The 25,945-nt window shown below is 52.6% G+C and carries 25 protein-coding genes; 4 read left to right on the top strand and 21 right to left on the bottom strand.

Annotation, left to right across the window (positions count from 1 at the left end):
- Positions 1 to 52: 52 nt before the first annotated feature.
- From IWX87_RS02780 to IWX87_RS02705, 16 genes are all read right to left on the bottom strand, one after another.
- Positions 53 to 2,035 carry a nucleoside-diphosphate sugar epimerase/dehydratase gene (locus tag IWX87_RS02780; RefSeq protein ID WP_196861993.1) on the bottom strand — a complete coding sequence of 661 codons (1,983 nt, stop codon included), beginning with the start codon at positions 2,033 to 2,035 and terminating at the stop codon, positions 53 to 55.
- A gap of 134 nt (positions 2,036 to 2,169) precedes the next feature.
- Positions 2,170 to 2,730: a sugar transferase gene (locus IWX87_RS02775; RefSeq protein WP_196861992.1), complete on the bottom strand. Its 561-nt coding sequence runs from the start codon at positions 2,728 to 2,730 to the stop codon at positions 2,170 to 2,172.
- On the bottom strand, positions 2,727 to 3,680 hold the full coding sequence (locus IWX87_RS02770) for an SDR family oxidoreductase (RefSeq protein WP_196861991.1): 954 nt from the start codon (positions 3,678 to 3,680) through the stop codon (positions 2,727 to 2,729). Before IWX87_RS02770 ends, IWX87_RS02775 begins: the two co-directional genes overlap by 4 nt.
- Positions 3,681 to 3,778: 98 nt before the next feature.
- Positions 3,779 to 4,576 (bottom strand): glycosyltransferase, encoded by a 798-nt coding sequence (locus tag IWX87_RS02765; protein ID WP_196861990.1) that lies wholly within the window; start codon positions 4,574 to 4,576, stop codon positions 3,779 to 3,781.
- Positions 4,577 to 4,686: 110 nt separating this feature from the next.
- Positions 4,687 to 5,535 (bottom strand): hypothetical protein, encoded by an 849-nt coding sequence (locus IWX87_RS02760; protein WP_196861989.1) that lies wholly within the window; start codon positions 5,533 to 5,535, stop codon positions 4,687 to 4,689.
- A 130-nt stretch (positions 5,536 to 5,665) separates the two neighbouring features.
- A complete protein-coding gene (locus tag IWX87_RS02755; protein WP_196861988.1) occupies positions 5,666 to 6,979 on the bottom strand; it encodes a hypothetical protein in 1,314 nt (437 codons plus the stop codon).
- Between the two features lie 22 nt (positions 6,980 to 7,001).
- Positions 7,002 to 7,862: a glycosyltransferase gene (locus IWX87_RS02750; protein WP_196861987.1), complete on the bottom strand. Its 861-nt coding sequence runs from the start codon at positions 7,860 to 7,862 to the stop codon at positions 7,002 to 7,004.
- A 49-nt stretch (positions 7,863 to 7,911) separates the two neighbouring features.
- Entirely contained in the window at positions 7,912 to 9,159 is a 1,248-nt protein-coding gene (locus tag IWX87_RS02745) for an O-antigen translocase (RefSeq protein WP_196861986.1), read from the bottom strand.
- Between the two features lie 115 nt (positions 9,160 to 9,274).
- The gene (locus tag IWX87_RS02740) at positions 9,275 to 10,375 is read right to left on the bottom strand and encodes a DegT/DnrJ/EryC1/StrS aminotransferase family protein (protein ID WP_196861985.1); all 1,101 of its coding nucleotides are present in this window, start codon (positions 10,373 to 10,375) and stop codon (positions 9,275 to 9,277) included.
- Positions 10,372 to 10,761 carry an FdtA/QdtA family cupin domain-containing protein gene (locus IWX87_RS02735; protein ID WP_196862197.1) on the bottom strand — a complete coding sequence of 130 codons (390 nt, stop codon included), beginning with the start codon at positions 10,759 to 10,761 and terminating at the stop codon, positions 10,372 to 10,374. Before IWX87_RS02735 ends, IWX87_RS02740 begins: the two co-directional genes overlap by 4 nt.
- 23 nt (positions 10,762 to 10,784) lie before the next feature.
- Positions 10,785 to 11,267 carry an acyltransferase gene (locus IWX87_RS19935; protein ID WP_196861984.1) on the bottom strand — a complete coding sequence of 161 codons (483 nt, stop codon included), beginning with the start codon at positions 11,265 to 11,267 and terminating at the stop codon, positions 10,785 to 10,787.
- 139 nt (positions 11,268 to 11,406) lie between these two features.
- Positions 11,407 to 11,949: a dTDP-4-dehydrorhamnose 3,5-epimerase gene (gene rfbC, locus IWX87_RS02725; RefSeq protein WP_196861983.1), complete on the bottom strand. Its 543-nt coding sequence runs from the start codon at positions 11,947 to 11,949 to the stop codon at positions 11,407 to 11,409.
- A gap of 98 nt (positions 11,950 to 12,047) precedes the next feature.
- The gene (rfbA, locus tag IWX87_RS02720) at positions 12,048 to 12,935 is read right to left on the bottom strand and encodes a glucose-1-phosphate thymidylyltransferase RfbA (RefSeq protein WP_196861982.1); all 888 of its coding nucleotides are present in this window, start codon (positions 12,933 to 12,935) and stop codon (positions 12,048 to 12,050) included.
- A gap of 25 nt (positions 12,936 to 12,960) precedes the next feature.
- A complete protein-coding gene (rfbD, locus tag IWX87_RS02715; RefSeq protein WP_196861981.1) occupies positions 12,961 to 13,851 on the bottom strand; it encodes a dTDP-4-dehydrorhamnose reductase in 891 nt (296 codons plus the stop codon).
- The gene (gene rfbB, locus IWX87_RS02710; RefSeq protein WP_196861980.1) at positions 13,848 to 14,912 is read right to left on the bottom strand and encodes a dTDP-glucose 4,6-dehydratase; all 1,065 of its coding nucleotides are present in this window, start codon (positions 14,910 to 14,912) and stop codon (positions 13,848 to 13,850) included. Before rfbB ends, rfbD begins: the two co-directional genes overlap by 4 nt.
- Positions 14,913 to 15,009: 97 nt before the next feature.
- Positions 15,010 to 15,861: a Wzz/FepE/Etk N-terminal domain-containing protein gene (locus IWX87_RS02705; RefSeq protein ID WP_196861979.1), complete on the bottom strand. Its 852-nt coding sequence runs from the start codon at positions 15,859 to 15,861 to the stop codon at positions 15,010 to 15,012.
- Positions 15,862 to 16,355: 494 nt separating this feature from the next.
- Here IWX87_RS02705 and IWX87_RS02700 point away from each other — a divergent pair, with 494 nt between their 5' ends.
- Complete coding sequence (locus IWX87_RS02700) at positions 16,356 to 16,697, top strand: H-NS family nucleoid-associated regulatory protein (protein WP_196861978.1); 342 nt, start codon at positions 16,356 to 16,358, stop codon at positions 16,695 to 16,697.
- A 481-nt stretch (positions 16,698 to 17,178) separates the two neighbouring features.
- On the opposite strand, the gene IWX87_RS02695 is transcribed toward IWX87_RS02700, so the two are convergent.
- Complete coding sequence (locus IWX87_RS02695) at positions 17,179 to 17,352, bottom strand: hypothetical protein (RefSeq protein ID WP_196861977.1); 174 nt, start codon at positions 17,350 to 17,352, stop codon at positions 17,179 to 17,181.
- A gap of 383 nt (positions 17,353 to 17,735) precedes the next feature.
- On the opposite strand from IWX87_RS02695, the gene IWX87_RS19995 reads away from it, so the two are divergent.
- A complete protein-coding gene (locus tag IWX87_RS19995) occupies positions 17,736 to 17,945 on the top strand; it encodes a TetR/AcrR family transcriptional regulator (RefSeq protein WP_370583737.1) in 210 nt (69 codons plus the stop codon).
- A 55-nt stretch (positions 17,946 to 18,000) separates the two neighbouring features.
- Positions 18,001 to 18,774: a hypothetical protein gene (locus IWX87_RS02685; protein ID WP_196861976.1), complete on the top strand. Its 774-nt coding sequence runs from the start codon at positions 18,001 to 18,003 to the stop codon at positions 18,772 to 18,774.
- Between the two features lie 140 nt (positions 18,775 to 18,914).
- Here the strand turns inward: IWX87_RS02685 and IWX87_RS02680 are convergent, their stop codons facing one another.
- The 4 genes from IWX87_RS02680 to IWX87_RS02665 all read right to left on the bottom strand — a co-directional run bounded on the left by IWX87_RS02680 (position 18,915) and on the right by IWX87_RS02665 (position 23,691).
- A complete protein-coding gene (locus IWX87_RS02680) occupies positions 18,915 to 20,465 on the bottom strand; it encodes a glycosyltransferase family 39 protein (RefSeq protein ID WP_196861975.1) in 1,551 nt (516 codons plus the stop codon).
- A gap of 121 nt (positions 20,466 to 20,586) precedes the next feature.
- On the bottom strand, positions 20,587 to 21,558 hold the full coding sequence (locus tag IWX87_RS02675; protein WP_196861974.1) for a lysylphosphatidylglycerol synthase transmembrane domain-containing protein: 972 nt from the start codon (positions 21,556 to 21,558) through the stop codon (positions 20,587 to 20,589).
- A complete protein-coding gene (locus IWX87_RS02670) occupies positions 21,555 to 22,421 on the bottom strand; it encodes a decaprenyl-phosphate phosphoribosyltransferase (RefSeq protein ID WP_196861973.1) in 867 nt (288 codons plus the stop codon). The genes IWX87_RS02675 and IWX87_RS02670 overlap by 4 nt, the downstream gene beginning before the upstream one ends.
- Positions 22,422 to 22,557: 136 nt before the next feature.
- The gene (locus IWX87_RS02665; protein WP_196861972.1) at positions 22,558 to 23,691 is read right to left on the bottom strand and encodes an ABC transporter substrate-binding protein; all 1,134 of its coding nucleotides are present in this window, start codon (positions 23,689 to 23,691) and stop codon (positions 22,558 to 22,560) included.
- Positions 23,692 to 23,860: 169 nt separating this feature from the next.
- On the opposite strand from IWX87_RS02665, the gene IWX87_RS02660 reads away from it, so the two are divergent.
- Positions 23,861 to 25,945 carry a molybdopterin-dependent oxidoreductase gene (locus tag IWX87_RS02660; protein ID WP_196862196.1) on the top strand — a complete coding sequence of 695 codons (2,085 nt, stop codon included), beginning with the start codon at positions 23,861 to 23,863 and terminating at the stop codon, positions 25,943 to 25,945.

Below are 25,945 nucleotides of genomic sequence, written 5' to 3'. Positions count from 1 at the left end.
CAAAATGACGCCAGCCCGAATCGGTGGATGCGCCCGCGCCGGAAAACCGGTGTCAGACATCATTCGGCAGGGCAGCGGTCTTTTGGGCAGACTCGCCAGCGCCACAGTCTCCATGCGGGCGATAGCCATGCACCAGCCTGACCAGGATGGCGCGCATTACCGGCGCATGGTTCAGCGTGGCGGCCTGGCGCATGTCCACCAGGATGGGCGCGAGCTCTGACCAAGGAACAAAATCCTCGTGCGCCTTCATGATCCGCTGATGCGCCGTTTTTTCAGGGTTGTCGCCAATCAACAGTTCCTCGTACAGCTTTTCGCCCGGTCGAAGACCGGTAATTTTGATTTCAATATCGCCTTCGGGATTGTCCGCATCGCGCAGGCTCAAACCGGACAGCTGCGCCATACGCCGCGCAAGATCGACAATTCTCAAAGGGCTGCCCATGTCGAGCACAAACACGTCTCCGCCCTGGGCCATGGCACCGGCTTGCAGCACCAGCTGGGCCGCCTCGGGAATCGTCATGAAATAGCGCGTGACCTCCGGATGCGTGACCGTCAGCGGGCCACCGTCGCGCAACTGCTTGCGAAACAGCGGCACCACACTGCCACTGCTGCCCAGCACATTGCCAAAGCGCACCATGGCAAACACGGTGCGGTTCGGGACGTCCGGACTGTAGCTGCCGTCGGGCGACACAAAGCGCACCGCCGGGCTGGCCGCCAGCGCCTGAAGCACCAGTTCGGCCATGCGTTTGGTCGCGCCCATGACATTGGTCGGGCGAACCGCCTTGTCGGTAGAAATCAGCACGAAATGCGCCGTTCCGCTTTCCATGGCCGCGCGGGCAGCGTTCAGGGTGCCAAAGACGTTGTTCAGTACACCTTCGGACGGATTGCTTTCGACCAGCGGCACATGCTTGTAGGCCGCGGCGTGGTACACCGTGGCCGGCCGGTAAAGCTGGAAGATTTCCTTAAGACGGCCAAAATTTCCGACGCTGGCGAGCAAGGGTGTCACCTCGACCTGCAGCCGATGCTCGGCGCACAAACCCAGCAGCTCGCGGTGAATGGTGTAAAGGGCAAATTCACTGAGTTCGACCAGAACCAGCTGGCGCGGCTTTTCTTGCAAGATCTGGCGACACAACTCGCTGCCAATGCTGCCGCCTGCACCCGTCACCAGCACCACCTGGTCGGCCAGGTTGCGCGCCAGCAGGCTCGAGTCGGGGGGTACCGAAGGCCGGCCCAGCAGGTCTTCCACATCGAGTTCCTGAAAATCCTGAATCGCCACCCGACCCGACGCCAAGTCGCCCATTCCGGGCAGGGTCCGGACGTGGACCGGCAATTCGCGCAGGCTGGCAATGATTTCATTTCGCCGCGCACGGTCCAGCGAAGGCATGGCCAGCAAGATGTCGGTGATGCCCATGCGTTCCACTGCATCGGCCACCTCGGCGGGCGACATAATGTCAACGCCATTGATGCTTCTTCCCGCCTTCTTTTTGTCATCGTCAACAAAGCCCAGCAGCACGAACTGGCGCGCCACCGCCAAGGCAGAGGCAGTTTCCACTCCTGCCTCGCCAGCACCGTAAATCAGCAAGCGGCCAACCGCATGACGTGCCTTGCTCGACCAGCCTGCCAGCCAAAAACGAGCCATCGCTCGGCTAATGCCAACAAGCAACAGCAGCAGCAAAGGCTGGATCAAGCCCAGGGTGCGCGGCACACCTTCCCATTTAAAAAACAGCAAGGCAACAAAAAACAGCAGAGCATACAGCGCGACCGCCTTGGCCGTGGTCGCCAGGGCCGCCATGCCGGTGTAGCGAAAAATGGCCCTGTATAGCCCAAAGCGCACGAAGATAGGGATGGCCAGCAGGGGCGCCAGCAGATAAACATAGGCTTGCTGCGCAAAAGGCAATCCGGTCTGGTCGACGCGCAGGTAAAAAGCGATCCATACCGATACCAGCGTCAGCACCAGGTCAAGTGCAATGACAAACACCCTTTTGGCAGAGCGTGGCAATGCCAGCAAGGGTGCGGCGGTCAATCGATTGAATAGCATTTGATCTTTTTGTAATTAAACCGGAAGGCCAGCATGCAGCGGACGAGAACAGGTGCTTTCAGCTTTGGAAACATGCCACGCCCTGTTTCCTATTGGAAATCAGTTTGCACATTTTTCATTCAGCCCGATGGCAATTAGTGGGCAACGCCATCGCGCCGTATTACCTTAATGAAGGTCAGCCACAAAATACGCATGTCAAACCACAGCGACTGCTGCTGAAGATACTCGACATCAAGCCTGACCTTGTCAGGAATGGGTAACTCATCGCGTCCATTGATTTGTGCCCAGCCCGTAAGACCCGGCACCAGTTCATGCACACCCCGCCGGGTCCGCAAGTCAATCAGGTCATGCTGGTTGAAGAGCGCGGGTCGCGGGCCGACAAAGCTCATGTCCCCTGCCAGGATGCTCCACAACTGCGGCAGTTCGTCCAGACTGCTTTTGCGTAAAAAGCTGCCAATCGGCGTCAGGTGCGCTTTCGGGTCGGCCAGCAGATGCGTGGCTACGGCCGGCGTGCCCATCCGCATGCTGCGAAACTTGGGCATCTTGAAAATTTTGTTGTGGCGACCCACCCGGTCTGACCAGTAGAGGGCGGGGCCGGGAGAAGTCAGGCGCACCAGCAGCGCCACCAGTAAGACAGGCACAACAAGCACCGACGCAGCCGCCAAGGCAAGCAGCAAGTCAAACATTCTTTTCATGGTCGAAAACCTTCTGCCGCTTTTTTCAACCCCTGGTCCAGCGTCAAGCGAGGAGTCCAGCCCAAGAGCTGGCGTGTCTTTTGGATATCTACCTGCAATGAGCCGCACAGCCGCTGAGCCATGTCGCGCTTGCCGAATAATGCCGCCGCGGCTTTGAGCACACCGGTTGGCACTGGAATCAGACGCGCCGGGCAACCCATAGCCTGACCCATGCGGATTAGCAGTTCGGTTGTTGAAACATCCTCGTCATCGGACACTAGAAAGGTTTGGTTGGCAGCGGCAGGATGGGTGATACAGGTCACGATCAGATCCACCAGATTATCAAGCGCCACCAAGCTGCGTTGGTTGTGGATGGCACCCAATGGCAAGGGTATGCTGCGTTGCAGCCAGCGCATGAGCGAACCAAAATTTCCTGGGGCAGCTGGTCCATATACAAGCGGAGGGCGAATGATCACCACTTCCAGACCCGTTTCAGCGGCCAATGCTTTCAACTGCAATTCGGCCTCAAATTTTGACACTGCGTAGGGAGAATGTGGTGCAGCCTTATCTGCCTCGGTGAATGGCTGTGAGAAAGTTTCAACACCATTTACACCGACGGAACTTACGAAAATAAACCGCTTGACACCCGCAACAGCGGCTTGCCGGGCAAGATTCAAAGTTCCATCAACGTTTATTTGACGAAACGCATCTAACGGATTTGCAGTAGTGTCATGCATCACATGAGCGCGTGCAGCGCAATGCACAACAGCACAGACGCTCTTGAGTGCACCAGACCAGTCAATGGCTGTATCCAGGTTTCCAATTATGTATTGCTCCGCTGAGTCGGACCAGCACAGGGAATTTTTGCGCACAGCTACCGCAACGTTTACATACTCATCCTGAGTCAACAAACGTTGTACACAAGCATTACCAACAAATCCAGTCGCACCCGTAACCATCACTTTGATCATTGCTAATAATTATTTAATGTAATTAAATTTATTTTCGAGAAAGAAAATAAAAGTCGCATATATTTACAAAACAAAAAAGGACAAATCCAAATCTAGATTTACCTGGCAAATTTATAAAAAAACTCTCTCATTTTGGATGGTGAAAGACGCACTGCAGCTCTAATCAAAAAATTTAAACACACTTCAAATTTATTTAAAAATCCAATTTTATTCTGATACTTTAAAAGCTTCAATTCACCTTTAAAAAAGCCAAATCCACGACGCTTAATAAAATCAGATCCGGTACGCATATGAAGTAACGTTTCCTGAAGATTACCAAAACGACACCCTTTGACCAACATAAGAGACCAGAGAGCGTAATCTTCAGGGAAAATCTCAGGATAACCTCCTACCGACATGACTCGAGTCTTTCTGAAAATTGATGCTGGATGACTTATCGGATTTCGCCGTTTTGAAAACTTCAGGATATCCTCATGCCTTAATGGAAGTTTCTTCAAAAAAAGGGTTTCAGTCATATTTTGGTTTCTCTCTTCGATCCAACAGCTTGAAACTTGAACATCAGGATGCGAAAGCATATAAGAAACTTGGCACTCAAACCGATTAAACAGAGAAATATCGTCAGTATCCATTCGAGCTACAAGCTCTTGAGAGCAATGTTTTAGACCTTCATTAAGTGCATGAGCTAACCCTTGGTTTTTTTCGATTCTTATGCTTTTTATCGGAAGTATTTTTGAATAAAAAACAATGACTTTGTTTAAATCATCGGTTAATGGCCCATCCTCTACAAGAATAATTTCACAAGGCTTGAGGGACTGCTTGACCAAACTATCCAGACACTCACTCAAATAAATAGGTTTTTCTTTTATATATACCGACATTAAAACCGAAAAACTCATTCTGCCCCCAAAGAAACAACCCTGCAATAATCTTAGACCAACTTAGAACAACTTAGAACAACTTAGAACATATGCATTAAGTAGAATTTTCTTGGGTTTTCCAAGCCAACTTAAAGCCCTTTCCCTCTAACGCCATTTAAATAATGTTTCACACCTCGCCAAAAAAAACTGAATCGCAAAATTTTTTGGTCAAGGAAGCAGATATTAAACAAACTCCAGAAAAATCTAAAAAATAATTTAAATTTAAACTTGATTGAACTGCTAGTCTCACTTAAAAGGTATAGCGTATCTCTTGCGCCATAATATTCACGAAATGGTTTACCATATTTATAGTTATAATAAAGAATTTTCTTTTCCCCTTCTCCAAATTCATGATAAAGCGTGCTTTCTTTGTCAATAAGTATCCGATAACCAGCTTTGGATACTCTACGACACCACTCAGTATCAACAAAATCTAAAAAATAATTCTCGTTAAAAAAACCTACATTTTTAAAAACACCAACAGGAACAAGAAGTCCTGACGTCTGAGTTCGATTAACGTGTGTGTATCGCGCATTCAAAGATTTCCCATGCCCAAAAAATTTTGAATGTATCTCAGTTTCTGTTGTCTTATCAAAAACATTAGGGGCAACTACAACCATCCCTTTAACTAAACCAGGAGCCTTCAAAAGGCTTCCAATGAGTCCTTTTCCTGAAATGCTGTCCTGATCAAACAAAATTATGAAATCAGCATCTAACTCTATAGCTCTTTTTATTCCTATGTTTAATCCACCGGAAACACCAAAATTTTTGCTATAAATTATTTCTAAAAAATCGTTATTTTTCAATAAATTAAAACAATAATTTTCAGAATTGTCAACAATAATGAATTTATCTATTTCTTTTAAAATGACTGAAAAATTTTTGTCTAAAAAATTCTCATCAGGAAAAAACGTTGTCGATACTGCAATTATTTTCATCACAATAATTATCCTGTTTTCATGGATTTGAAGTCTATCCACATTACAAACAATTAGGCTCTTACTACCTATTCAATTGAAAATTTTGATAAAGCTTAACCGCATTATGAATTAGGCCCATTCAAAATCTCTATTTATTTATAACTTCGATTTTGCTTACCGATTTTTTGCAAACCAATTCAACAAGACCAACCAAAAGAAAAACGAATATCAAATTAACAAATACATCTAAAACAACTTTAAACCAAAAAAATTCTGTAAATAAATTCACAACCGGCATTTTTATTATAAACCAAAATGCAATAGCATAATATATAACTGGCCTTATTCTTATTAATGCCTGCATAACAATCAAAATTATTAGAATATTAAGCAAAACAAAAATTGGACCAATCAAAATAGCCCAATCACCAAAAATTGACCAAGCATGTGCAATAAAATAAGTATTAGAGTTAAGCCACGAATCACCAGCAGTAGGAAAGAAAATTTTTACTACTTCAGCAGCTGGATCATTTTGGGGAAGACCAATCAAACTGGCCAATGGCATCCCAAGCCACATATAATTTAAAGATGGATCAATAGTTTCTCTTATGTAAAACAATCCTTCTGATTGCGCTAAAAAAATTCTATTCAATGAATTAACAAATAAACTAGAGTCAAGATCTTGATCTAAAGTTAGTACATACATTAATCCAACCAAAAAAGCTGCTAAGAATCCCCCTTTAAGCAATATTAGAAATTTTCCCTTACGGATGTAAAATATCCAGAATGTAGCAAGAGCAAGGATGACCAATGTTTGTTTTTGTACGTCATATAAACCATCCAGCACAACAAGAACAAGATTTATAAAAAATAAATTTCTAATTGTTTTATTTTTTGAATCAATTGAATATAAAATCGCCGAGGCAATGTAAATATATGAAATAAAGCTTCTTAAAATATAATTTATACCAAAGATAGTAATTCCAGTTTGCTTAGTTAGCAAAAGAACCTTAGCCTCAGCAGCAGCCACGACATCGCCGCTTAAAGCCAGAAAAAAGGGTATTTCTGGAATAGAAATCAACTTTAATACTAAAATTAAAAATGACACGTATGTCAAACGACTTACGATGAAAACATCACCTTGATAAATATCATATTGAAGCGGCACGAATATTTTTGTATAGAATAAAAACGCCAGCCCAAAAAATAATATTGCCAAGCTTGAAAATGTTAATGTGATTACGCTAACGCGAGTTTCTTGACTAATCTCTAAGTCTGCACCATAAGACATAGGCAAATCGAATATGCCAAGACCAACAACACCTACAACAGTAAGAACAAAAATTTGAGTCCAAATTAAAAATGCCAAAGGATGTGCATTAACACCTAAAAACTTAAAACCACTCAGACACAGTATTAAAAACGAAATAAAAAAACATATAATTGCAATGAAATTTTCCATATTAATATATTAAAAAATATTACTATCGAAATATAATAAATTTATATAGAATAAAATTTAAACACAACCTTAGGTATCTAAAAACATATTTTAGTAAAGCGCCACAAAAAACAGCTTCAAGAAATTCTTTGTTGAGTATTCTTATTTGCTCTTTTATAAATTTTAATCTATCTCGCACAATTGAATTGTCATCATGTTGCCTGTAAACAGCTACAGGCAAATCTACAAACCTAATTTTAAATCTCTTTGAAAACTCTAACCACATAGGATAATCTTCAATTGCGTAGACATCTGGAAAAAGACCCACCTCTTTGATTTTTTGCATCTTTATTAATACGCTCATAGCAGGTATAAAATTTCCCTCAATTAACATTTTATAGTCCGCATATTTTTTCTCTAAAAGGAGTTTCTTTCTTTTAGGACTCAAATAAAGATCAAGAAAATTAGCACTCCTTCTTCCCTGATATTCTTTTTCAATACTATTTCCTGACTTATCAACAAGTACAGCATCGCCAAATATTGCAGCAGTATCTTTGTCGAAGATTGCAAACTGATTCATGAGCAATGATATTTTATTTGTATAGAAATAATCATCAGAGGCTAGTATTGAAAGATAAGCCCCATTCGCTTTTCGAATACCGTTGTTTATAGTCTTCGCGACACCTTGGTTATTTTGCTCAACATATAAAAATCCATATTTTTTGCTTAAGTCCTGAAGAATTCCCCTGCTGCCATCCGATGACCCATCATCTATAACGATCAGTTCAATATTTCCGTAATCTTGGTTCAGTGCACTCAGCACTGCCTCTTTCACAAATTCTGAATGGTTATAAGATGGAATGATAATCGTAACTAGTTCACGAATATTATTTTTATCTGTCATTATTAATATATAGTAAGTCTGTCTAAGAAATTTTCTATCCGTGCGAAATTTATTTCGCAAGATTTCTGAAAATAAAGAACCACATCACCGACCAGTAAAGCGCGTAAGTTACGGCGTGCGCAAGAGCTACTCCTTGCAACCCCATCGATTCCGTAAAAAGCCAAGTTAGGCCAACAAAAGTTGCAGCGAATACTATTTCTGAAATTATGAATAACTGAAACATGGATTTTCCGAGCATTACATATGCCAAAATCCAGCTCCCGATTTTCAATGTATCCCCCAGCATCTGCCATGCAAATAAATCTCGCATGGAAGAAAACTCCTTGGTGAATAGCAAAATTATTATTTGATCACGTAACAGATAAATAAATAATCCGCTTAAAGCGGCCACTGGAAGAATTAGCCTGTATCCCTGCATAATTTCTTGTCTTACTTCAGACCACTCCGTCAATTCAGACAGTCTTGGAAGATAATACACATTAAGTGTTGTGGTCACCACCATAAGGTATGCAGCACTGAGACGCCAAATAGCTTCCCAATGACCCGCCGCAGCCCATCCCAACGACTCACCCAAATGATTGCGGACCAATATATGACTGACAGGAACACATGCGGCTGAAGTAAGTGCCATTGCAGTGTATTTTCCTAGGTTGACAGCCATTTCCCTGTCTATCTTGCCAAATAGATAGTTAATTTTGAACCAGGGAGCTTTGTAACACAGCAAAAGGGTGACGAAAAAAGTAATCGACTGATAAACTGCTAATGCGACTAATGCACCATATAAGCCAAACTTGATTGCCATGATAGCAGTAACTATTAAAGCAAAAATACTGCCTGCAATATTTGCGAAAACATACCGTCTAATTTCTTTTTTACCATTCAATATTGCTAGCAATAAAGTGTTGAATGTAAATAGCACCAAGGTAGCTGCAAACCATAAAAAGACGCCGCTATAATTTGCATCCTTAAGAAACCAAATGGCTAATGACTCGTTAAAAATTGCAATAATTATGCCAGTCACCAATGAGCCTGTTAAAGCAATTGTTCCAGCCGTCCTCCATACTCTGTGCTGCTTTACTGCATCATCATGATATTCTGCTGTATATTTGGTGACGCCAGTATTAATGGCGCCACTTGCAAAAGTAGTAATCATTTGAACAGCATTTTGAAACTGCCCAATGGCTGCATACCCATTTGGTCCAACATAGATTGCAAGAATCTTATTAATACCCAATAGCGTTAACATCTTGATGAAAACCGCAATGCCGTTAAGCAAAGTGGTTCTGATAAGCGTCATGCCTGTAAAACCCTAATAGGCAATATCTTGGCTATGTTAGGTTGTTCAAATCTAATCTTAACTTTCACATGTAATATATAAAGTGATTTAAATCTCATGATGCACATTCGGACTATCATTTGACCGCAATAACTATTAGCTCAACCATATGCGCAATTGATTCTTTCGTTATATTTGGCCCAATTGGCAAACTCAACACTTGATTTGCCATTCGCTCTGTCAATGGGAATGACCCTTGCTCCCAGCCAGCCGATTCATAGGCCTGTTGCAGGTGCGGTGGAATGGGGTAATGAATCAGCGTACCTACACCGTTGTTTGCAAGTACCTTATGTAATGCGTCGCGCTGGGGGTGCTGCACCACATATAGGTGCCACACCGGTACAGCCCACTCGGGTACATGCGGCAATGTCAGGCCACTGTTGGCAAATCCCTCTTGATAGCGAGCCGCGATGACACCGCGCCGAGCATTCCATTCGTCCAGCTTCGCCAATTTGACGCGCAATATAGCAGCCTGCAGCGGATCCAGCCGACTGTTGTAACCCTGCATTTCGTTGACATACCTCACGCGTGAGCCATAGTTGCGCAGCACTCGGATACGGTCGGCAATTTGTGGGTCATTGGTGGTCACCGCGCCGCCATCGCCCATGGCGCCCAAGTTCTTGCCTGGGTAAAAGCTCCAAGTCACAGCGTCGCCATGCGCCCCTAAACGCTTGCCCTTGTAGCGCGCACCATGCGCTTGCGCCCCGTCTTCCAGAATACGCAGGCCGTGCTTGCGTGCGATGGCCAGAATCGGATCCATGTCAGCGGGCTGGCCATAGAGGTGAACTGGCAAAATGACTTTGGTTCGCGCAGTGATGACCGCCTCAATCAGCGTTGGGTCAATATTGAAAGTCCGTGCGTCGGGCTCCACTGGAACCGGCGTGGCGCCGCATTGGCTCACGGCCAGCCAAGTGGCAATGTAGGTGTTGCTTGGCACGATGACTTCGTCGCCCGGACCCACGTCCATGGCGCGCAGCGCCAGGTGCAGGGCATCCAGGCCGTTGGCAACGCCCACGCAGTGCTGCGCTTCGGTATAAGCAGCGAACTCTTGCTCGAAGGCTTCAACTTCTGGCCCGCCGATGTACCAGCCAGAAGCCAGCGAACGTGCCACAGCGGCATCAATGTCCGATTGCAACTCGCGATAAGCCGCGCCAAGATCCAAAAAAGGAATATTCATAATGATGTCCGTGCCTGAATGAAATCGGCGTAGTTTCGGTAATAGTCGTCTTCGTCATACTTGCTGGAGGCAAGCACCATGCAGACAGAGCCCGAAGAAAAGTTGTCCAGTTCACGCCAGATCATGGGACAGACATACAGGCCGTTGTAAGAGCGATTGAGGTGAACCCGTTTCTTTTCTCGACCGTCGTCGAGCACCACATCGAAGCTGCCTGACATGGCAATGATGAGTTGCTGCAGCCCCTTGTGCGCATGGCCTCCACGCTCCGCACCGCCGGGTACGTCATAAAGGTAGTACACACGCAGAATGTCGAAAGGAATATGGCTGCCACCTTCAATAAATGTCAAGTTGCCACGGGGATCAGCAATTTTTGGAAGCGAAATCATCTGGCAGGCATCGATATTGAAGTTCACGCAACGTCCTTTGTACTTGTTTGTTTTATGATTCTTGCCGGATTACCAACTACTGTCGCACCGCGGGGTACGTCTTTGGTCACAACTGCACCCGCCCCGACCATGGCACCCGCTCCCACCCGCACGCCGGGTAGCAAGGTGGCACCACCGCCAATGCTGGCACCCGCCTCTACCCAGGTTGGAGCGAGCTTGAAACCAGTGTTTTGGCTTTTGGGATGTTTGTCGTTGGTAAACGTAACGTTGGGTCCGATAAAGACATCGCTTTCTACGCGCAAGCCATCCCAAAGCTGCACGCCGCTCTTGACGGTGACACGGTCGCCCACCACCACGTCGTTTTCGATCAGGCAGTGCGAACAAATATTGCAGTCATGCCCGATCTGGGCGCCGGGCAGCACAACGACAAACTGCCACAGACGCGTGCCTGAACCAATAGCGGAAGATTGAACGTCCGACAGCGGGTGAATAAAGGGTTTAATCATTGGGCTTCATGCATTTATGTAATTGACGCAGGCCATTTTTCACTATGCTTTTTTTAGCTATTTAGGCTCAATGCATATGCGCCAGAGCCTTTTTTAGTTACCATTTTTTGCTGCAGTACATCACTTACAGCTGATGCCATTAGAAAGTCTCAGCCTCGCGCAAAGAGAGCCCTTGCTGGTCTTTGGCTGACAGACTGGGCAGCGTCGTCAAAGGCCATTCAATGCCAATGCCGGGGGCATCCCACGCGATGCAACGCTCATGCTCAGGCGCATAGTAGTCGGTAGTCTTGTACAAAAATTCTGCGCAATCGCTGGTCACCATGAACCCATGCGCAAAGCCGGCAGGTATCCAGAGCTGTTTGTGGTTTTCTTCGCTCAATTCCATGCCGACCCACTGGCCGAAGGTGGGTGATGCCTTGCGGATGTCCACCGCCACATCAAACACCGCCCCGCGCACCACGCGCACCAGCTTGCCTTGGGGTTGCTGGACTTGGTAATGCAGTCCGCGCAACACGCCCTTGCAGCTGCGGCTGTGGTTGTCTTGTACAAAGTTCAGATTCAGGCCGGTAGCTTCGTTGAATGCTTTCTGGTTAAAGCTTTCATAGAAGAAGCCGCGCGCGTCGCCAAACACTTTGGGTTCGATGACGAGGATGTCGGGGATAGCTGTGGGGGTGACTTGCATGGGGCGGATTCGGGGCGGGTTCGAATTTGGTTAAGTGTCATGGATCCGGGGTCAAGCCCGGGATGACAGACGAGGGGCATTGGTTAACAGGCCTTGAATCATGACGGAGCACTCTCGCTTAATAGACGCTGCAAATATTGGCCGTAGCCGTTTTTGGCCAGCGGCTGGGCCAGCTTTTCGAGTTGTTCTGCAGTGATAAAACCGTTGCGAAAGGCGATTTCTTCGGGACAGGCGATTTTCAGGCCTTGCCTGCGCTCCAGCGTGGCGATGAACTGGCCGGCTTCCAGCAGGCTGTCGTGCGTGCCAGTGTCCAGCCAGGCGTAACCCCGCTGCATGATCTGCACGTTGAGTGAGCCCTGGTCGAGGTAGGCCTGGTTGACGGCGGTGATTTCCAGTTCGCCGCGCGCGCTGGGTTTCACTGCCTTGGCAATGTCAACCACCTGGCTGTCGTAGAAGTACAGGCCGGTGACGGCAAAGTTGCTTTGGGGGTTGAGCGGCTTTTCTTCAATACTGATGGCTTTGCCGGCCTTGTCGAAGGCGACGACGCCGTAGCGTTCGGGGTCGTGCACATGGTAGGCAAATACGGTGGCACCGCTGGCCTGGCTGTCTGCGCTGGAAAGCAGGTTGACCAGGTCGTGGCCGTAAAACAGGTTGTCGCCCAGCACCAAGGCGCTGGGGGCGTTGCCGACGAACTGCTCGCCAATCAAGAACGCCTGAGCCAGACCATCCGGGCTGGGCTGCACAGCATATTGCAGATTCATTCCCCATTGGCTGCCGTCGCCCAGCAGTTGCGTAAAGCGCGGCGTGTCCTGCGGGGTGCTGATGACTAACACGTCGCGAATGCCAGCCAGCATCAAGGTGCTCAGCGGGTAATAGATCATCGGCTTGTCGTACACCGGCAGCAACTGTTTGCTGATGGCGAGGGTGGCCGGGTGCAGCCGGCTGCCGGAGCCGCCGGCGAGGATGATGCCTTTGCGTTGGGTCATGAGGATGTAGTTTTCTTGTGGTGTCTTAAAGGATTTCTGCCAGCATACGGTCCACGCCCTGCTGCCAGGTGGGCAGAGTCAAACCGAAAACTGTCTGTAGCCGGGTGCAATCGAGGCGCGAGTTAAGTGGTCGCTGCGCTGGCGTCGGAAAAGCGCTGGTTGGCACGACGGCGACTTCAGCGGCTATTATTTTCATAGCTTTCTGCGCCCGCTGCGCCTGCGCAATCACGTGTTTTGCATAGCGATTCCAGGTTGTTTCGCCTTGAGCGGCCAGATGGTAGATCCCGGCGTCCTGCGGGCGGAGCAGTACCTGCCGAATGGCGTGGGCAGTGACATCGGCAATCAGCTCGGCGCCGGTGGGGCTTCCGAACTGGTCGTCGATCACCGTCAAGCGCTCGCGCTCTTGCGCCAAGCGCAGCATGGTCTTGGCAAAGTTGCCGCCGCGCGCGGCATACACCCAGCTGGTGCGAAACATCAGGTGCTGCCGGCAATGTTCGACCACCAGTTGCTCGCCTTCGCGCTTGGTCCGGCCATACACGCCCAACGGCGCGGGCGTGTCGGTTTCCACCCAGGGCCGGCTGCCACTGCCATCGAACACGTAGTCAGTCGAGTAATGCACCAGCCAGGCGCCCAGCTTGTTCGCCTCTTGTGCCAGTACGCCGGGCGCCTGTGCGTTGATGGTGCGGGCCAGCTCGGGCTCGCTTTCAGCCTTGTCTACTGCCGTGTGGGCGGCGGCATTGACGATCACATCGGGGCGCAACGCACGAACCGTGTCAGCAATTCCTGTCAGGTTGCCCAAGTCGCCACACAGGTCCTGGCTGTGTCGGTCCAGCGCAATGAGTTCCCCCAGTGGCGCCAGGCTGCGCTGAAGTTCCCAGCCGAGCTGGCCGTTCTTGCCAAACAGCAGGATTTTCATGCGCTGGCATACTGGGTTTGTACCCAGTCGCGGTAAGCGCCGCTTTGCACATTGGCTACCCACTCCGGGTTGGCCAAGTACCACTGCACGGTTTTGCGGATGCCGGACTCGAACGTTTCAGCGGGCTTCCAGCCCAGTTCGCGCTCTATCTTGCTGGCGTCGATGGCATAGCGGCGGTCATGGCCGGGGCGGTCCTTGACGGTGGTGATCTGGGCGCTGTAGCTGGTGCCGTCAGCCTTGGGCCGCGACGCGTCAAGCAAGGCGCAAACGGTGTTGACAATCTCGATGTTCGGCTTTTCATTCCAGCCGCCCACGTTGTACACCTCGCCCGGTTGCCCGGCTTCCAGCACGCGGCGAATGGCGCTGCAATGGTCATTCACATACAGCCAGTCGCGCACCTGCATGCCATCGCCATACACCGGCAGGGGTTTGCCAGCCAGCGCGTTGACGATCATCAGCGGGATAAGCTTTTCCGGAAAATGGTACGGGCCGTAGTTGTTCGAGCAATTGGTGGTCAGCACCGGCAGGCCGTAGGTGTGGTGGTAGGCGCGCACCAGGTGGTCGCTGGCCGCCTTGCTGGCGCTGTAGGGGCTGTTGGGCTCGTAGCGGTGGGTTTCGGTGAAGGCGGGGTCGGCAGCGCTCAAGGAGCCGTAGACCTCGTCGGTGGAGACGTGCAGGAAGCGGAAAGCTGCCTTGGCCTCGCCCTGCAGGCCGCTCCAGTAGGCGCGCACGGCTTCAAGCAGGCGGAAGGTTCCGACGATATTGGTCTGGATAAAGTCTTCGGGGCTGTGGATGGAGCGGTCTACGTGGCTTTCAGCAGCGAAATTCAGCACGGCGCGGGGCCGGTGCTCAGCCAGCAGGCGGGCGACCAACGCGCTGTCGCCAATGTCGCCCTGCACGAAAATGTGGCGCGGCTCTCCTTGCAGACTCGCCAGTGTTTCCAGATTGCCAGCGTAGGTCAACTTGTCCAGGTTGACGATGGGCTCATCCGTTTGAATTAGCCAGTCCAGAACAAAGTTTGCGCCGATAAAGCCTGCGCCGCCAGTTATGAGAATTGTCATGAGGGTACTAAAAATTTACTGTGCTATTCAAATGCGGAAATTTTGGAACCGATTTGCACTCAATCCTGCAATCGTTTTATTACTTGATGCTGATGAGCTATTTCAAGCCAAAAGAATTGCGAATACGCAAGATTTTTTCGGAGTTCTGCTGACTTGGTGTGGTGCCAAGAAAGCCTTGCCGGATAAAAACGAACAGTAAAAAAATCAAACCTGCCGCTAGCGTAGCACCTATGGCAATCAGCCCTTTCTTCGGTTGGCTGGGTTTCTGCGCCATAGTTGGTGCTTGCACAAGTTGCGCATTGCTTAGACCTTCCAGTTGAGCTTCCAAAAGACTGACCTGGCCTTGCGCTGTGCCTGTGGCACTTAATAACTCGGCATAGCCGCGTGCCAGTTCCATCCCGCCTGTAGTGCCCGAACTATTGGATTCAAGGCGCTTTAGAACGCCAACTGATGCATCCTGGGCATTTTTGAGCCGAATTTTCGCTTCTTCCAGCTGCACGACGAGTCGTGCTCGAACACTGCCTTTGGGACTACTCTCAACATAAGTTTGCTGAAGCAAGGCAGAGTTAATTGCTTGCGCCTGTGACGCAGTGTGGGCAGAAACAGTCAGCGTGAGTAATTTATCGACTCTCCCTACATTCGTTTTAGATTGCTCGCGTAATTTGGTACGCGCTTCTTCGACGGTGACGTCTTTTGCCAAACCAAGAGAGGCAACGACTGGATCTAGAACAGTTGCCGTGGTCATCAAGCTGGCCGTGGCTTGATCAGCCTGAAGAACCGCCACACTTTGAAAAGTTTGCGGAAGCAGAAAACTGACACCCAAGGCACATATCCCCACAATCAACGGACCGACAACCAGCAATTTGATGTTTTCAGCCAAAGTAACCAATAAATCCAACAGACCGACTTCATTTTGAACAGTGCTGACACGTTTCGGGGCATCTTGCATTTTTTCCTGTCTCCGATCTCAAATTCCCCATTCTACTTTGGACAGTTTTTTGCTAATCAGCAAGCTCCAGACTTGAACCTTGCGATTTGGATCCAAAAATGCAGAAGCTATAGCGCTCATTTGCTTGGCAGACCAAGAGCAGTAACTTTTTTTGGTGCCTGATGTCACGCCCTTTTAAATAAAAACACCATATCGACACATATCGGCAAATAGCCACCAATCATTGGATAAATTGCAAGCATCAAATTCTCTCAAAACTTTACAAAACTTAATCTTGCATACGGATATTTTTGTGATAGTCCAGATGAAAGTATTTTTTAGATGCAGCAAAATCTCTAGTTAGGCGTAACAGATCCAAGCAATAAAGCTAAAGTTGTTTCCAACAATTTATAAGAAATATGCGCTTCGATAAAATTTAAAGCCCTAAGATATTCAGTTAATTTTTGTCTAAATAATCGATTAACATTACTTTCTTTTCAAGGAGACCTCTTTTCATGCAGAAATCAAATGAGCTACAGCAACAAATCAATGAATTCGAAGCCAAGCTGAACGATTTAAGGAAACAACAGGATTTTGAACGTAAAGGCGAGCGCGCCGAAGCTGTCACGGCAGCTAAAGAATTGATCAAAAATTATGATCTGACCGCCTCTGATTTGGGGCTTGCGGGGAAAGGGGCTATTAAGCGGATTTCGGGAGACAAACGCAATGTTGTCGCCCCCAAATACCAAGACCCCGAGAGCGGAAAGACATGGACCGGTCGCGGCAAGTCGCCAGCTTGGTTGAGCGCTAAAATGTCGGCCGGCCAAGACAAACAGGAATTTTTGATCAAAAGTTAATACATCAGCTTTTCAATATCTGCTGGTGTTTGAAGCGATCCAAGAACCAACTCTACGCGCAGCTTTTAGTTCGTTGATATTTGATGGTCCTAGGAGTTTTTGATACCTGGCGTTTCTAAGCGCTTGGCGAAAACCGATCAGTGAGCAAGCAATGGCAAGTGTGCGCCGCGCACTTGTATATGCTGGATATGAGCGTGTGCAGTACTTGCTTTGCAATGTCCATTCAGGTCAAGTTCGGTACTGTCTCAAAAATTCATTTTTGCACTGATTTGACGTTCTCAAATTTTCGCCCTGCCTAGATTGTCAAAACACTTGTGTGAGACAGTTCACTCGTAATAACGAGACTGGTTTCTAGCTGTTTTTGATAGTGCGGCGAATTGAGCGCAGGCTTGTTGCCAAGCAAATCGTAGAGGTTATACCTGCCATCAATACTTATTGAATTGGTGGCGATTGGCTATGTCAGTCGACTTTGCACTACAGATCAAAATACTGTTTCTTGATTAGTGGCTTGCCGATCAACCTGCTGGCGCTTGGCAACGAAATAATTCGTCAAAAGCTCCGTGCGGACACGGTTGTCAAAGGCTTCCTTCTGGTTTGTACCCTTTTCGCTTCTGCACAGATTGAGCGAATTCTTCTCCTCTTTAATACCCTGCATGCAGTTTCCTTGTGCACTTCGGTAATGCTGCTGAGTTAGAGTTTGCAAACAAATTGAACCTGGAGAAACGGGGTGATAAAAATGCCTTCTCAGCACGACTGAATGTTTCCTGAGGTCACATTTGAAATGTTCAACCGGTTTGGCGAATCCAATGCTTTGACCACCCTGATCTCCGCCAAACTCGGCTTCAGCTCAGGCGATCTTTATTACCATACCCCGCCAAGCACGAACTGATCAATTCGCTGTTAGACCGCTGCGAGCATGCGCTCAATGAATTGATCAATGCCAGTGATGGCAGGTCCCGTCAGAACCATGTTTGGGGCCATGAGCCATGCTGGTGCAATAGCCATTAACCCCGCGAATTCGACGCAACATCCACCAGTATGGTGGTGGAGCTGTTGACTTACTGGCCGAGCTTTGAATATGTGCGCCATCTGCGCCATGCTATGCAACCCAAGAATGCCAAATCGGCCCGGATACGCGGCGCGCACCATGTCCTCAGCCTGCTGATACCCTGTCTGGAGCCTGCCCAGAAAAGCCACTTGCAAAGCCAGGAGGTCACCTGCAAAAGTCCGGAAAACCTGTCAGCCTGAACTATGCTGGCACGGGCCACCAGATTGCATAAAAATGAGTCAAGGAGACAAGTTCATGGACAAATGGAACCCTTTTCCCTACCCCGGCGCCTATGCCTTTGACACAGCCAGCCTGACGCAAAGCTGGACTCGACTGCACCAAGGCGACTGTGAATCGCTACCCATGGATGCAGCGGTGCTCAAGGCCTGGGTGCTGTTCCACAACGGTGAATTCCAGAAGGCAAACGCAGCTGGGCTGAAAGCCGCCGGTGACGGCATCACGGTGGCCAACAAGGCGACCTGCATCTACGCCAATTACCTGGAAAACAAGGAAAAATCCAAGCTCGACCTGTTTCTGGAGGTGGCGCAAAGGGCTGAGGCGCTGCAGTCGGCAGACCCGAAAAATCCTAACGCCTGGTATGCGCAAGCTTATGCCTTGGGGCGCTACAGCCAAGGCATCAGTGTGGCAAAAGCGCTGGCGCAGGGACTGGACAGCAAGGTCAAGACCGCACTGGAGCAGACCCTGCAACTCGCGCCCCGGCACGCCGATGCACACATTGCGCTGGCCACCTTTCATGCCGAGGTCATTGACAAGGTCGGTTTGCTGATCGGCAGCATGACTTACGGCGCGCGCAAGGACACAAGCATGGCACTGTTCAGGGAAGCGCTCAAGATCAACCCCGGGTCGGCCATCGCCATGACCGAATATGCCAACGGCATGGTCATGCTCGAAGGCGACAAGCGGATGACAGAGGCCACTCGGCTTTACGAACAGGCTGCAGCCTGCAAAGCGCTTGATGCAGTGGAGCGGCTGAACATCGACATGGCCCGGGTGGAACTACAGGACTGAAACGCAGATCCTGCGATTTAAAGAAGCTCAGCAAGCAGCTCTTTTTTTAATAGCTGTCAACACACGTCCTGCTTGCGAAAAATACCTTTTTTACTATTATTTACCGATCATGACCCAAGCCATGGTTTGGGTCGGCAACCTTAGCGCGGGCAGCGCACCTGGCCGCAGTAGCGCTCACAGAACGGGCAACCGGACATGGGCAGCCAGGCGGGTATGTTGTAGAACTGACGGAAGGCCTCGCCCAGCACCCCCTGGCGGTAGGCGGGGTAGTTGAATCCGCTGCCTTCGACCACATAGAAGGTCACGCCGTCCTGGATAAAACTCTGCACGGCAACGCTGTCAAAGTAGGGCTCGAAGGCTTGCAGATCAGGCGGGTCGGGCGTGAGGATTCGCACAGCGCGGCCCTGGTAGAGCGAAAAATCCACCAGCATGTCGTCCTGCCGCGCATGGAACCGGCCCACGCCGAACACCGGCATGTACTGGCGGCGCTCGAAACCGTAGATTGACGCGGCGGTATACGAATCAGCCATCAGCACCGCGTCCGGGCGGTCGGCCTGCTGGAGGATTTCGGCGGTCTTGACGCTGCGAACGATTTGCGGATAAATTTTTGCGCTGTGCCAGGTGTCCAGCGTCGTCAGGTACAGGCCGGCGACCCCCACCACATGCAGGCCAGCAAACAGCGCCAGGCCCTTGGCGCAGGTCTTGAGGCGGTCAGCCGGCAGCGCAAACGCCAACCAGGCAAAACCGAAGGGGTAAAACGACAGTACCCAGTGCAGCCCAATGACTTTTTTCGCCGACAGCAACAGGAAAAACAGCAGGGGAACGACCACCAGGCAGGCCAGCAGGCGGTGGGAACGGGCGCTGGCACCGAGCGCCTGGCGGTGCTTCACGGCCAGCCAGACGGCCACCGGCGTGGCAAGGTAAACCATCATGCCGACATACATCAGCGGCTTTCGCCATTCGAATGCTGCGTCCTGGTTGCGGTTGTAGACGTTGAACATGATGTTCGACCAGCCGTGCGACATGTTGTAGGCAATGTTGATCGCCGGGCCAGGCAAGGCACAGGCCACCAGCAACGCCAGGCCCGCAAGCCGCTCACGGCGATACCTCAAAAAATACAACAGGTAGGTCAGCCCCAGCACCACCGAGAAATACTTCGACAAAAAAGCACAGCCCAGGAACACGCCGGACAGGCCGTACAACCCGTAGGCAGCGCGGTCCAGCCGGATGCGCTGCTCGGCCCGCATCAACGCGGCCACCGACAGCATGGACCAGAAAATCAGCGGCGTGTCGGTGGTGATGATGGCGTAGAGCCAGTTCAGCGGCGCCAGCCAGAACAGCAACACCGCCCAGGCAGCCCGCACCCGGTCCAGCGGCGCCAGCGCCCACCACAGCGCCGCGCCCAGCGCCAGCGGCAGCAGCACCGCCGGCAGACGAATCGACACCATGCTGTCACCCAGGGTGGCGCGCATGAACGCAATCAGCCAGCCGACCATCGGCGGATGGTCGGAGTAGCCCCAGTCGGGGTAAACACCCCACCAGTAGAAAAACGCCTCGTCGCCGGACATCGGAAAGGTGGCGGCAATCCAGAAACGCAGCAGCAGCGACGCCAGTCCGGCCACCAGCAGCCAGCGGATCAGCGTAGCGGAAACCGCCTGCGGGGAAGAAGCAGTGACAGGGTGGTGGGACATGGTCAAGGGTCGGATAAACAGCGGGAAAACTGCAGGCCGGCGGCAGGCGCGCAGCAGATAAATGGCTGGCGATGACGAGCCGCAGCGCAGTCAAAAGAGAAAAAAATGAAACGGAAAGCAGCTAGCGAAAACTGATGTCCCGGGCGATGGCCGCACTATAAAGCAAGGCCAGCACACCCAGGGCCACGGCCAGCCACAGCGTCAGCAGCCGGACCATGACGGTCATGCCCAGCGCGCTGCCTGCTGTTGCACCGTAGGCCACCAGCAGGCCGGTCAGAACGGCCTCGGTACCGCCCAGACCCGCCGGCAGCGCCGACAAAGCGCCGCCGACCATGGCCACGGCATAGAAACCGGTCGCCGTCGCCAGCCCCAGCGACAGGCCCATGTCGCTGCAGACCAGCCAGACTGCCACGCCCTGCGCAAACCAGGCAGACAGCGTCAGGCTGAACCAGACCAGCGGCCGCTGGCGCAGGCAGGTCCAAGCGTCGTGCAGCCAGCCTGGCAGCTGCAGCCCGCCCCGCCGCAGCCAAAACAGCGCAACCACCGCCAGCATGGCCACAACTGCCCCGCCCATCAGCAGCCATGCCACCCAACCCGGCATCCGCTGAATCACGCCTTGGTTCCATGCCCAGGCAACCGCAGGCAGGCACAGCAGCAGCAGGCACAGCAGGTCGGCCAGGCGTTCGGCGCCAAAGAGGGCCAGGCTTTGCCGCACGCTCAGGGGTTCACGCGCCAGCACCAGACCCCTGACAGCCTCGCCAACATTGCCGGGTGTGGGCGTGAACGCATAGCCAGCCAGGTACAACCGCAGCCCTGGCAACAGGCCAAAGTGGCGTCCGTAATGCGCCATCCAGAAGCGCCAGCGCAGGCCGCGCAATCCGTAGTTCAGCATGCACAGACTGGCCGCCTGCAAGCCGTTCAGCGACCACAGGCGGGCCAGCGACATGCGCGGGCTCTCGCCCCACACCAGCAGCGCCGTCGCATACACCGTGGCCACCAGCCCCAGCACCAGCAGCAGCTGCTTCACTGGCAGCTTGAACCGGGGACGCAATGGCGAAGTGCTTGACTCGGGACGCTGCCTGTCCGCCGTCAAAACCGGTGGCTCAGGAAAATCAGCAGCCACAACGCGCCGGCACCCAGCAGCCAGGCGTCGCGCAGCAGGTCGCGCGCCACATCTTCGCCTTGGCCGCGATGCACCTGGTAGGTGTAGCGCAGCAGCGCAAAAACAACCACTGGCACGGTGTAGAGCAGCCGCTCACTGTGCTGCAACTGCGCCTCGGAGCTGGTGGCAAACAGGCTGTAGGTGGTCAGCGTCGCCGTCATGGTGGTGGCGATAAAGGTATCGATCAACGCTGGCGGGTAGCCTGCCATCACCGTTCTCTGGCTGGCTTCTTCGTGGAAGCTTTCGGCCTTGCGCTTGCAAAAACCGAGATACAGCGTCATGAAAATCCCGGTCAGCAGCAGCCAGCGCGAAGGCGCGATCCCGACCGCCACCGTGCCGGCCAGCAGCCGGAGCATGAAGCCGGCCGCAATGATGGCCACGTCGACCACCGGGACTTGCTTCAGGCGCCATGAATACGCCATGTTCAACACCGCATACAGTGCCAACAGCAGCAAAAGCGTGTAATTGCCGGCCGCCAGCAAAACGCCTGCGGCCAGCAGCGTGGCGGCCAGCAACATTGCAGGAACCGCCGTCACCGCGCCGCTGGCCAGCGGCCGCTTGCGCTTGACCGGATGCAGGGCGTCGCTGGCGCGGTCATGCCAGTCGTTCAGGATATACACCATGCTTGAAGCACAGCAAAAGGCCGCGAAGGCGCGCAAGACCGCAAGGTCCAGGGTGATGACGTCCCAGCTCTGGCTGAACACCAGTCCTGCCAGTACAAAAATGTTCTTGACCCATTGGTGCGGCCGCATCAGGCGAACGAGCGAAAACAGGCTTGAAAAAGAAAGAGGCATCAATGGAAAAGGCAAAAGCATGCTAGCGGGATCGGCTTTCAAGCATAACTGACTCGCCAGATCGGCAATGGCGGATCATCGGCCCCAAAAAAAGCCTGAACACGTCAGGCTTTTCGTGCACCACCCAGGGGGCACTTCAGGTCCGCACGCGGCCGTCGCCGGTCAGCATCGAAAGCTCGACAAAGCGCGACGCCACATGGTTACCGGGCCCGAACGACACCGAAAAACCGCCAAAGGACTGACTGCCGATGTTCTCCAGGCCAGTGATCAGCGATTCGCGGGTCGGTTTGCCTCCGGCCCGCTTGAGGCCATCGACGAACACCTTGGCGGCCAGGTAGCCTTCCATGCTGGAAAAGTTGGCCTGCACCTCTTTGCTGCCCACGGCTTTCACCGCGTCGGCGAATTCACGCGCAATCGGACGCGCAGGGTTGTAGGGCGACGGCACGACCTGCGACACCACCACGCCCGCACCGTCCTTGCCCAAGTCGTCAGCCAGTGCCTGCGTGCCGACAAACGACACGTTGTAAAAGGTGCCGCCGTAGCCGGCCTTGCGGGCCTCGCGGATAAAGGCCGCGCAGGCCTTGTAGGCGCCGATCTGCACCACCGCATCGGGCTGGGCCGCAACCAGCGTCTTGACGGCTTGTCCCACATCGACCGAATTGCGCTCCACCGTGGCTTGGGCCACCGGCTTGAGGCTCAGGCGCCCCAGCGCCAGGTGAACACCCTCCAGGCCGGCCTTGCCGTAGGCATCGTTCTGGTAGAAAACGGCAATTTTCTTCAGCCCCAGGGTGGTCAGCTGTTTCACAATCAACTCGGTTTCGTCGTTGTACGATGCCCGCACATGAAAGGCATAGCGGCTGAACGGTTCGCGCAGGCCCATGGCGCCAGTGAACGGCGCGACAAAGGGAATTTTTTCCTTGATTGCAATTGGCAGCGCCATGAGGCTGGTTGGCGTTCCGATGTAACCGAACAGCGCGAACACATCGTCGGCAATGAATTTTTTGGTGTTTTCAACGCAGCGCGCGGGTTCGTAGCCGTCGTCCAGCTTGCGCAGCTCGATCTGCTGCCGACCAACGCCGCCCTGTGCATTGACTTGGTCGAAATACACCTGCGCGCCCTGATTGAACTGGATACCCAGTTGAGCAGCGGGTCCGGTGAAAGCCGCCGATTGCCCGAGGATGATCTTGCCATTGGACTGGGCGCGAGCGCTGTTGACTCCTGCCACCAGCACTGCGCCGGTGCCGATGGAAAATTTTCTGCGAGTAAGCATCACGGGATTTTTCCAATTTGTATTAAATTGATAACTAATGTATCAAAAACTTTCTTCATACTGCCTTGCGAAGAGGTATTTATAACAGGTGCCGAATGCCGGTTCAGTGCAAATTGCACATCGCCAGGACAATTGGTTATAAAGTTCGGGCATGAGCTTTTTAACCCCCATGGCCACGCTGCATGCTGCACCAATCCAGACCCGTCCCCCTGTTGTGTTGAAAATCCGCGGCGCCTGCCCGCACGACTGCCCTGACACCTGCTCACTGCTGACCACCGTGGAAAACGGCGTGGCCACACGCGTGCAAGGCAACCCTGACCATCCGCAGACCGGCGGCGTGCTGTGCAACAAAGTGTCGCGCTACACCGAGCGAACCTACCATGCCGAACGGCTGCTCCAGCCCCTCAGACGCACCGGCCCGAAAGGCAGCGGGCAGTTCGAGCCGGTCAGCTGGGATACCGCCCTGGGCGAGATTGCCGAACGATTGAGCGCCATTGCCGCGCGAAATCCGGAAGCCATTCTTCCTTACAGCTACTGCGGCACCATGGGCCAGGTGCAAGGCGAAGCCATGGCAGGGCGGTTTTTCAACCGGCTGGGCGCGTCGCTGCTCGACCGCACCATCTGCGCCGCTGCCGGCACTGAAGGCTTGACGCAAACGCTGGGCGGCAAGGTCGGGATGCGGGTGGAGTTCTTTGCCGAATCAAAACTCATCATCATCTGGGGCAGCAATTCGATTGGCAGCAACCTGCACTTCTGGCGCTATGCGCAAGTGGCCAAGCGAAACGGCGCAAAACTCATCTGCATCGATCCGCGCTTGAGTGAAACGGCTGAAAAATGCCATGAGCACATCGCCCTGCTGCCAGGAACCGATGCAGCGCTGGCGCTGGCGCTGATGCACGAGCTGATCACCCATGAGTGGCTGGACCACGACTACATCGCCCGCCACACGCTGGGCTGGCCAGCGCTGCGCGAGCGAGCGCTGCAGTGGAGCCCCGAGCGCGCCGCCAGCGTGTGCGGCGTACCGGCCGAACAGATTCGCTCCCTGGCGCGCGACTATGGCCAGTGCTTTGTGGAAAAACAGCCAGCGGCGATTCGCCTGAACTACGGCATGCAGCGGGTGCGCGGCGGCGGCAACGCGGTGCGCGCCGTGGCCTGCCTGCCAGCGTTGACCGGCGCCTGGCGGCACCGGGCCGGCGGCCTGCTGATGAGCAGTTCGGGCGTTTTCCCGGTGGACCGGGCGGCGCTGCAACGGCCCGACCTGCTGGCCGGACGCACGCCGCGCACGCTCAACATGAGCACCATCGGCGACGATCTGCTGCGCGCCAGCTCACCCGCCTTCGGCCCGAAGATCGAGGCGTTGATCATCTACAACAGCAACCCGGTGGCTGTCGCGCCTGACTCCGGTCAGGTCGTGCGCGGCTTTGCGCAGGACGACCTGTTCACCGTCGTGCTGGAGCAGTTCCAGACCGACACTGCCGACCAGGCCGATTTCATCCTGCCGGCGACAACGCAGCTGGAGCACTGGGACATCCACACCACCTTCGGCCACACCGACGTGTTGCTGAACCGCCCGGCGATTGCGCCGCAGGGTGAGAGCAAGCCCAACACGCAGATTTTTCGCGAACTCGCCGCGCGTATGGGTTATGCCGATCCCTGCTTTCTGGACGACGACGAAACGCTGTGCCGTGCGGCATTTGGTGACCAGGTGGCTTTCCAGACGCTGCTGGACCAGGGCTTTGCCACCTTGCCGCTGCCGGACGCGCCGTTTGCCGAAGGCGGTTTTCCCACGCCATCGGGCCGATGCGAGTTCTTCAGCGAACGGCTGGCCGCGCAGGGTCTGGACGGCCTGCCCGACCATGTGCCAAATTACGAAGCAGCAGGCACGTCCAGCGAGTTTCCATTGGCCATGATCTCGCCGCCGGCACGCAACTTCATGAATTCGACCTTCGCCAATGTCAAGACCCTGCGCGCCATGGAAGGCGAGCCGCTGCTGGAAATGCACCCGGACGATGCTGCCGCACGCGGCATTGCCAACGGCAGCACGGTGCGGGTGTTCAATGCGCGCGGCGACTACCGCGTCAAGGCCGAAGTCTCGCTGCGCGCCCGGCCCGGCGTGGTCGTTGGCCTGGGCATCTGGTGGCGCAAGTTGGGCCTGGGCGGCACCAACGTCAACCAGCTGACCAGCCAGCGCCTGACCGACCTGGGGGGCGGGCCGGTGTTCTACGACTGCCTGGTGCAGGTTCAGGCGGATTGA

This window comes from Polaromonas sp. CG_9.7, assembly GCF_015752205.1.
Lineage (GTDB): Bacteria > Pseudomonadota > Gammaproteobacteria > Burkholderiales > Burkholderiaceae_C > Polaromonas.
Note: the sequence above shows the minus strand (reverse complement) of the source record. Positions and strands in the feature narration are given on the sequence as shown.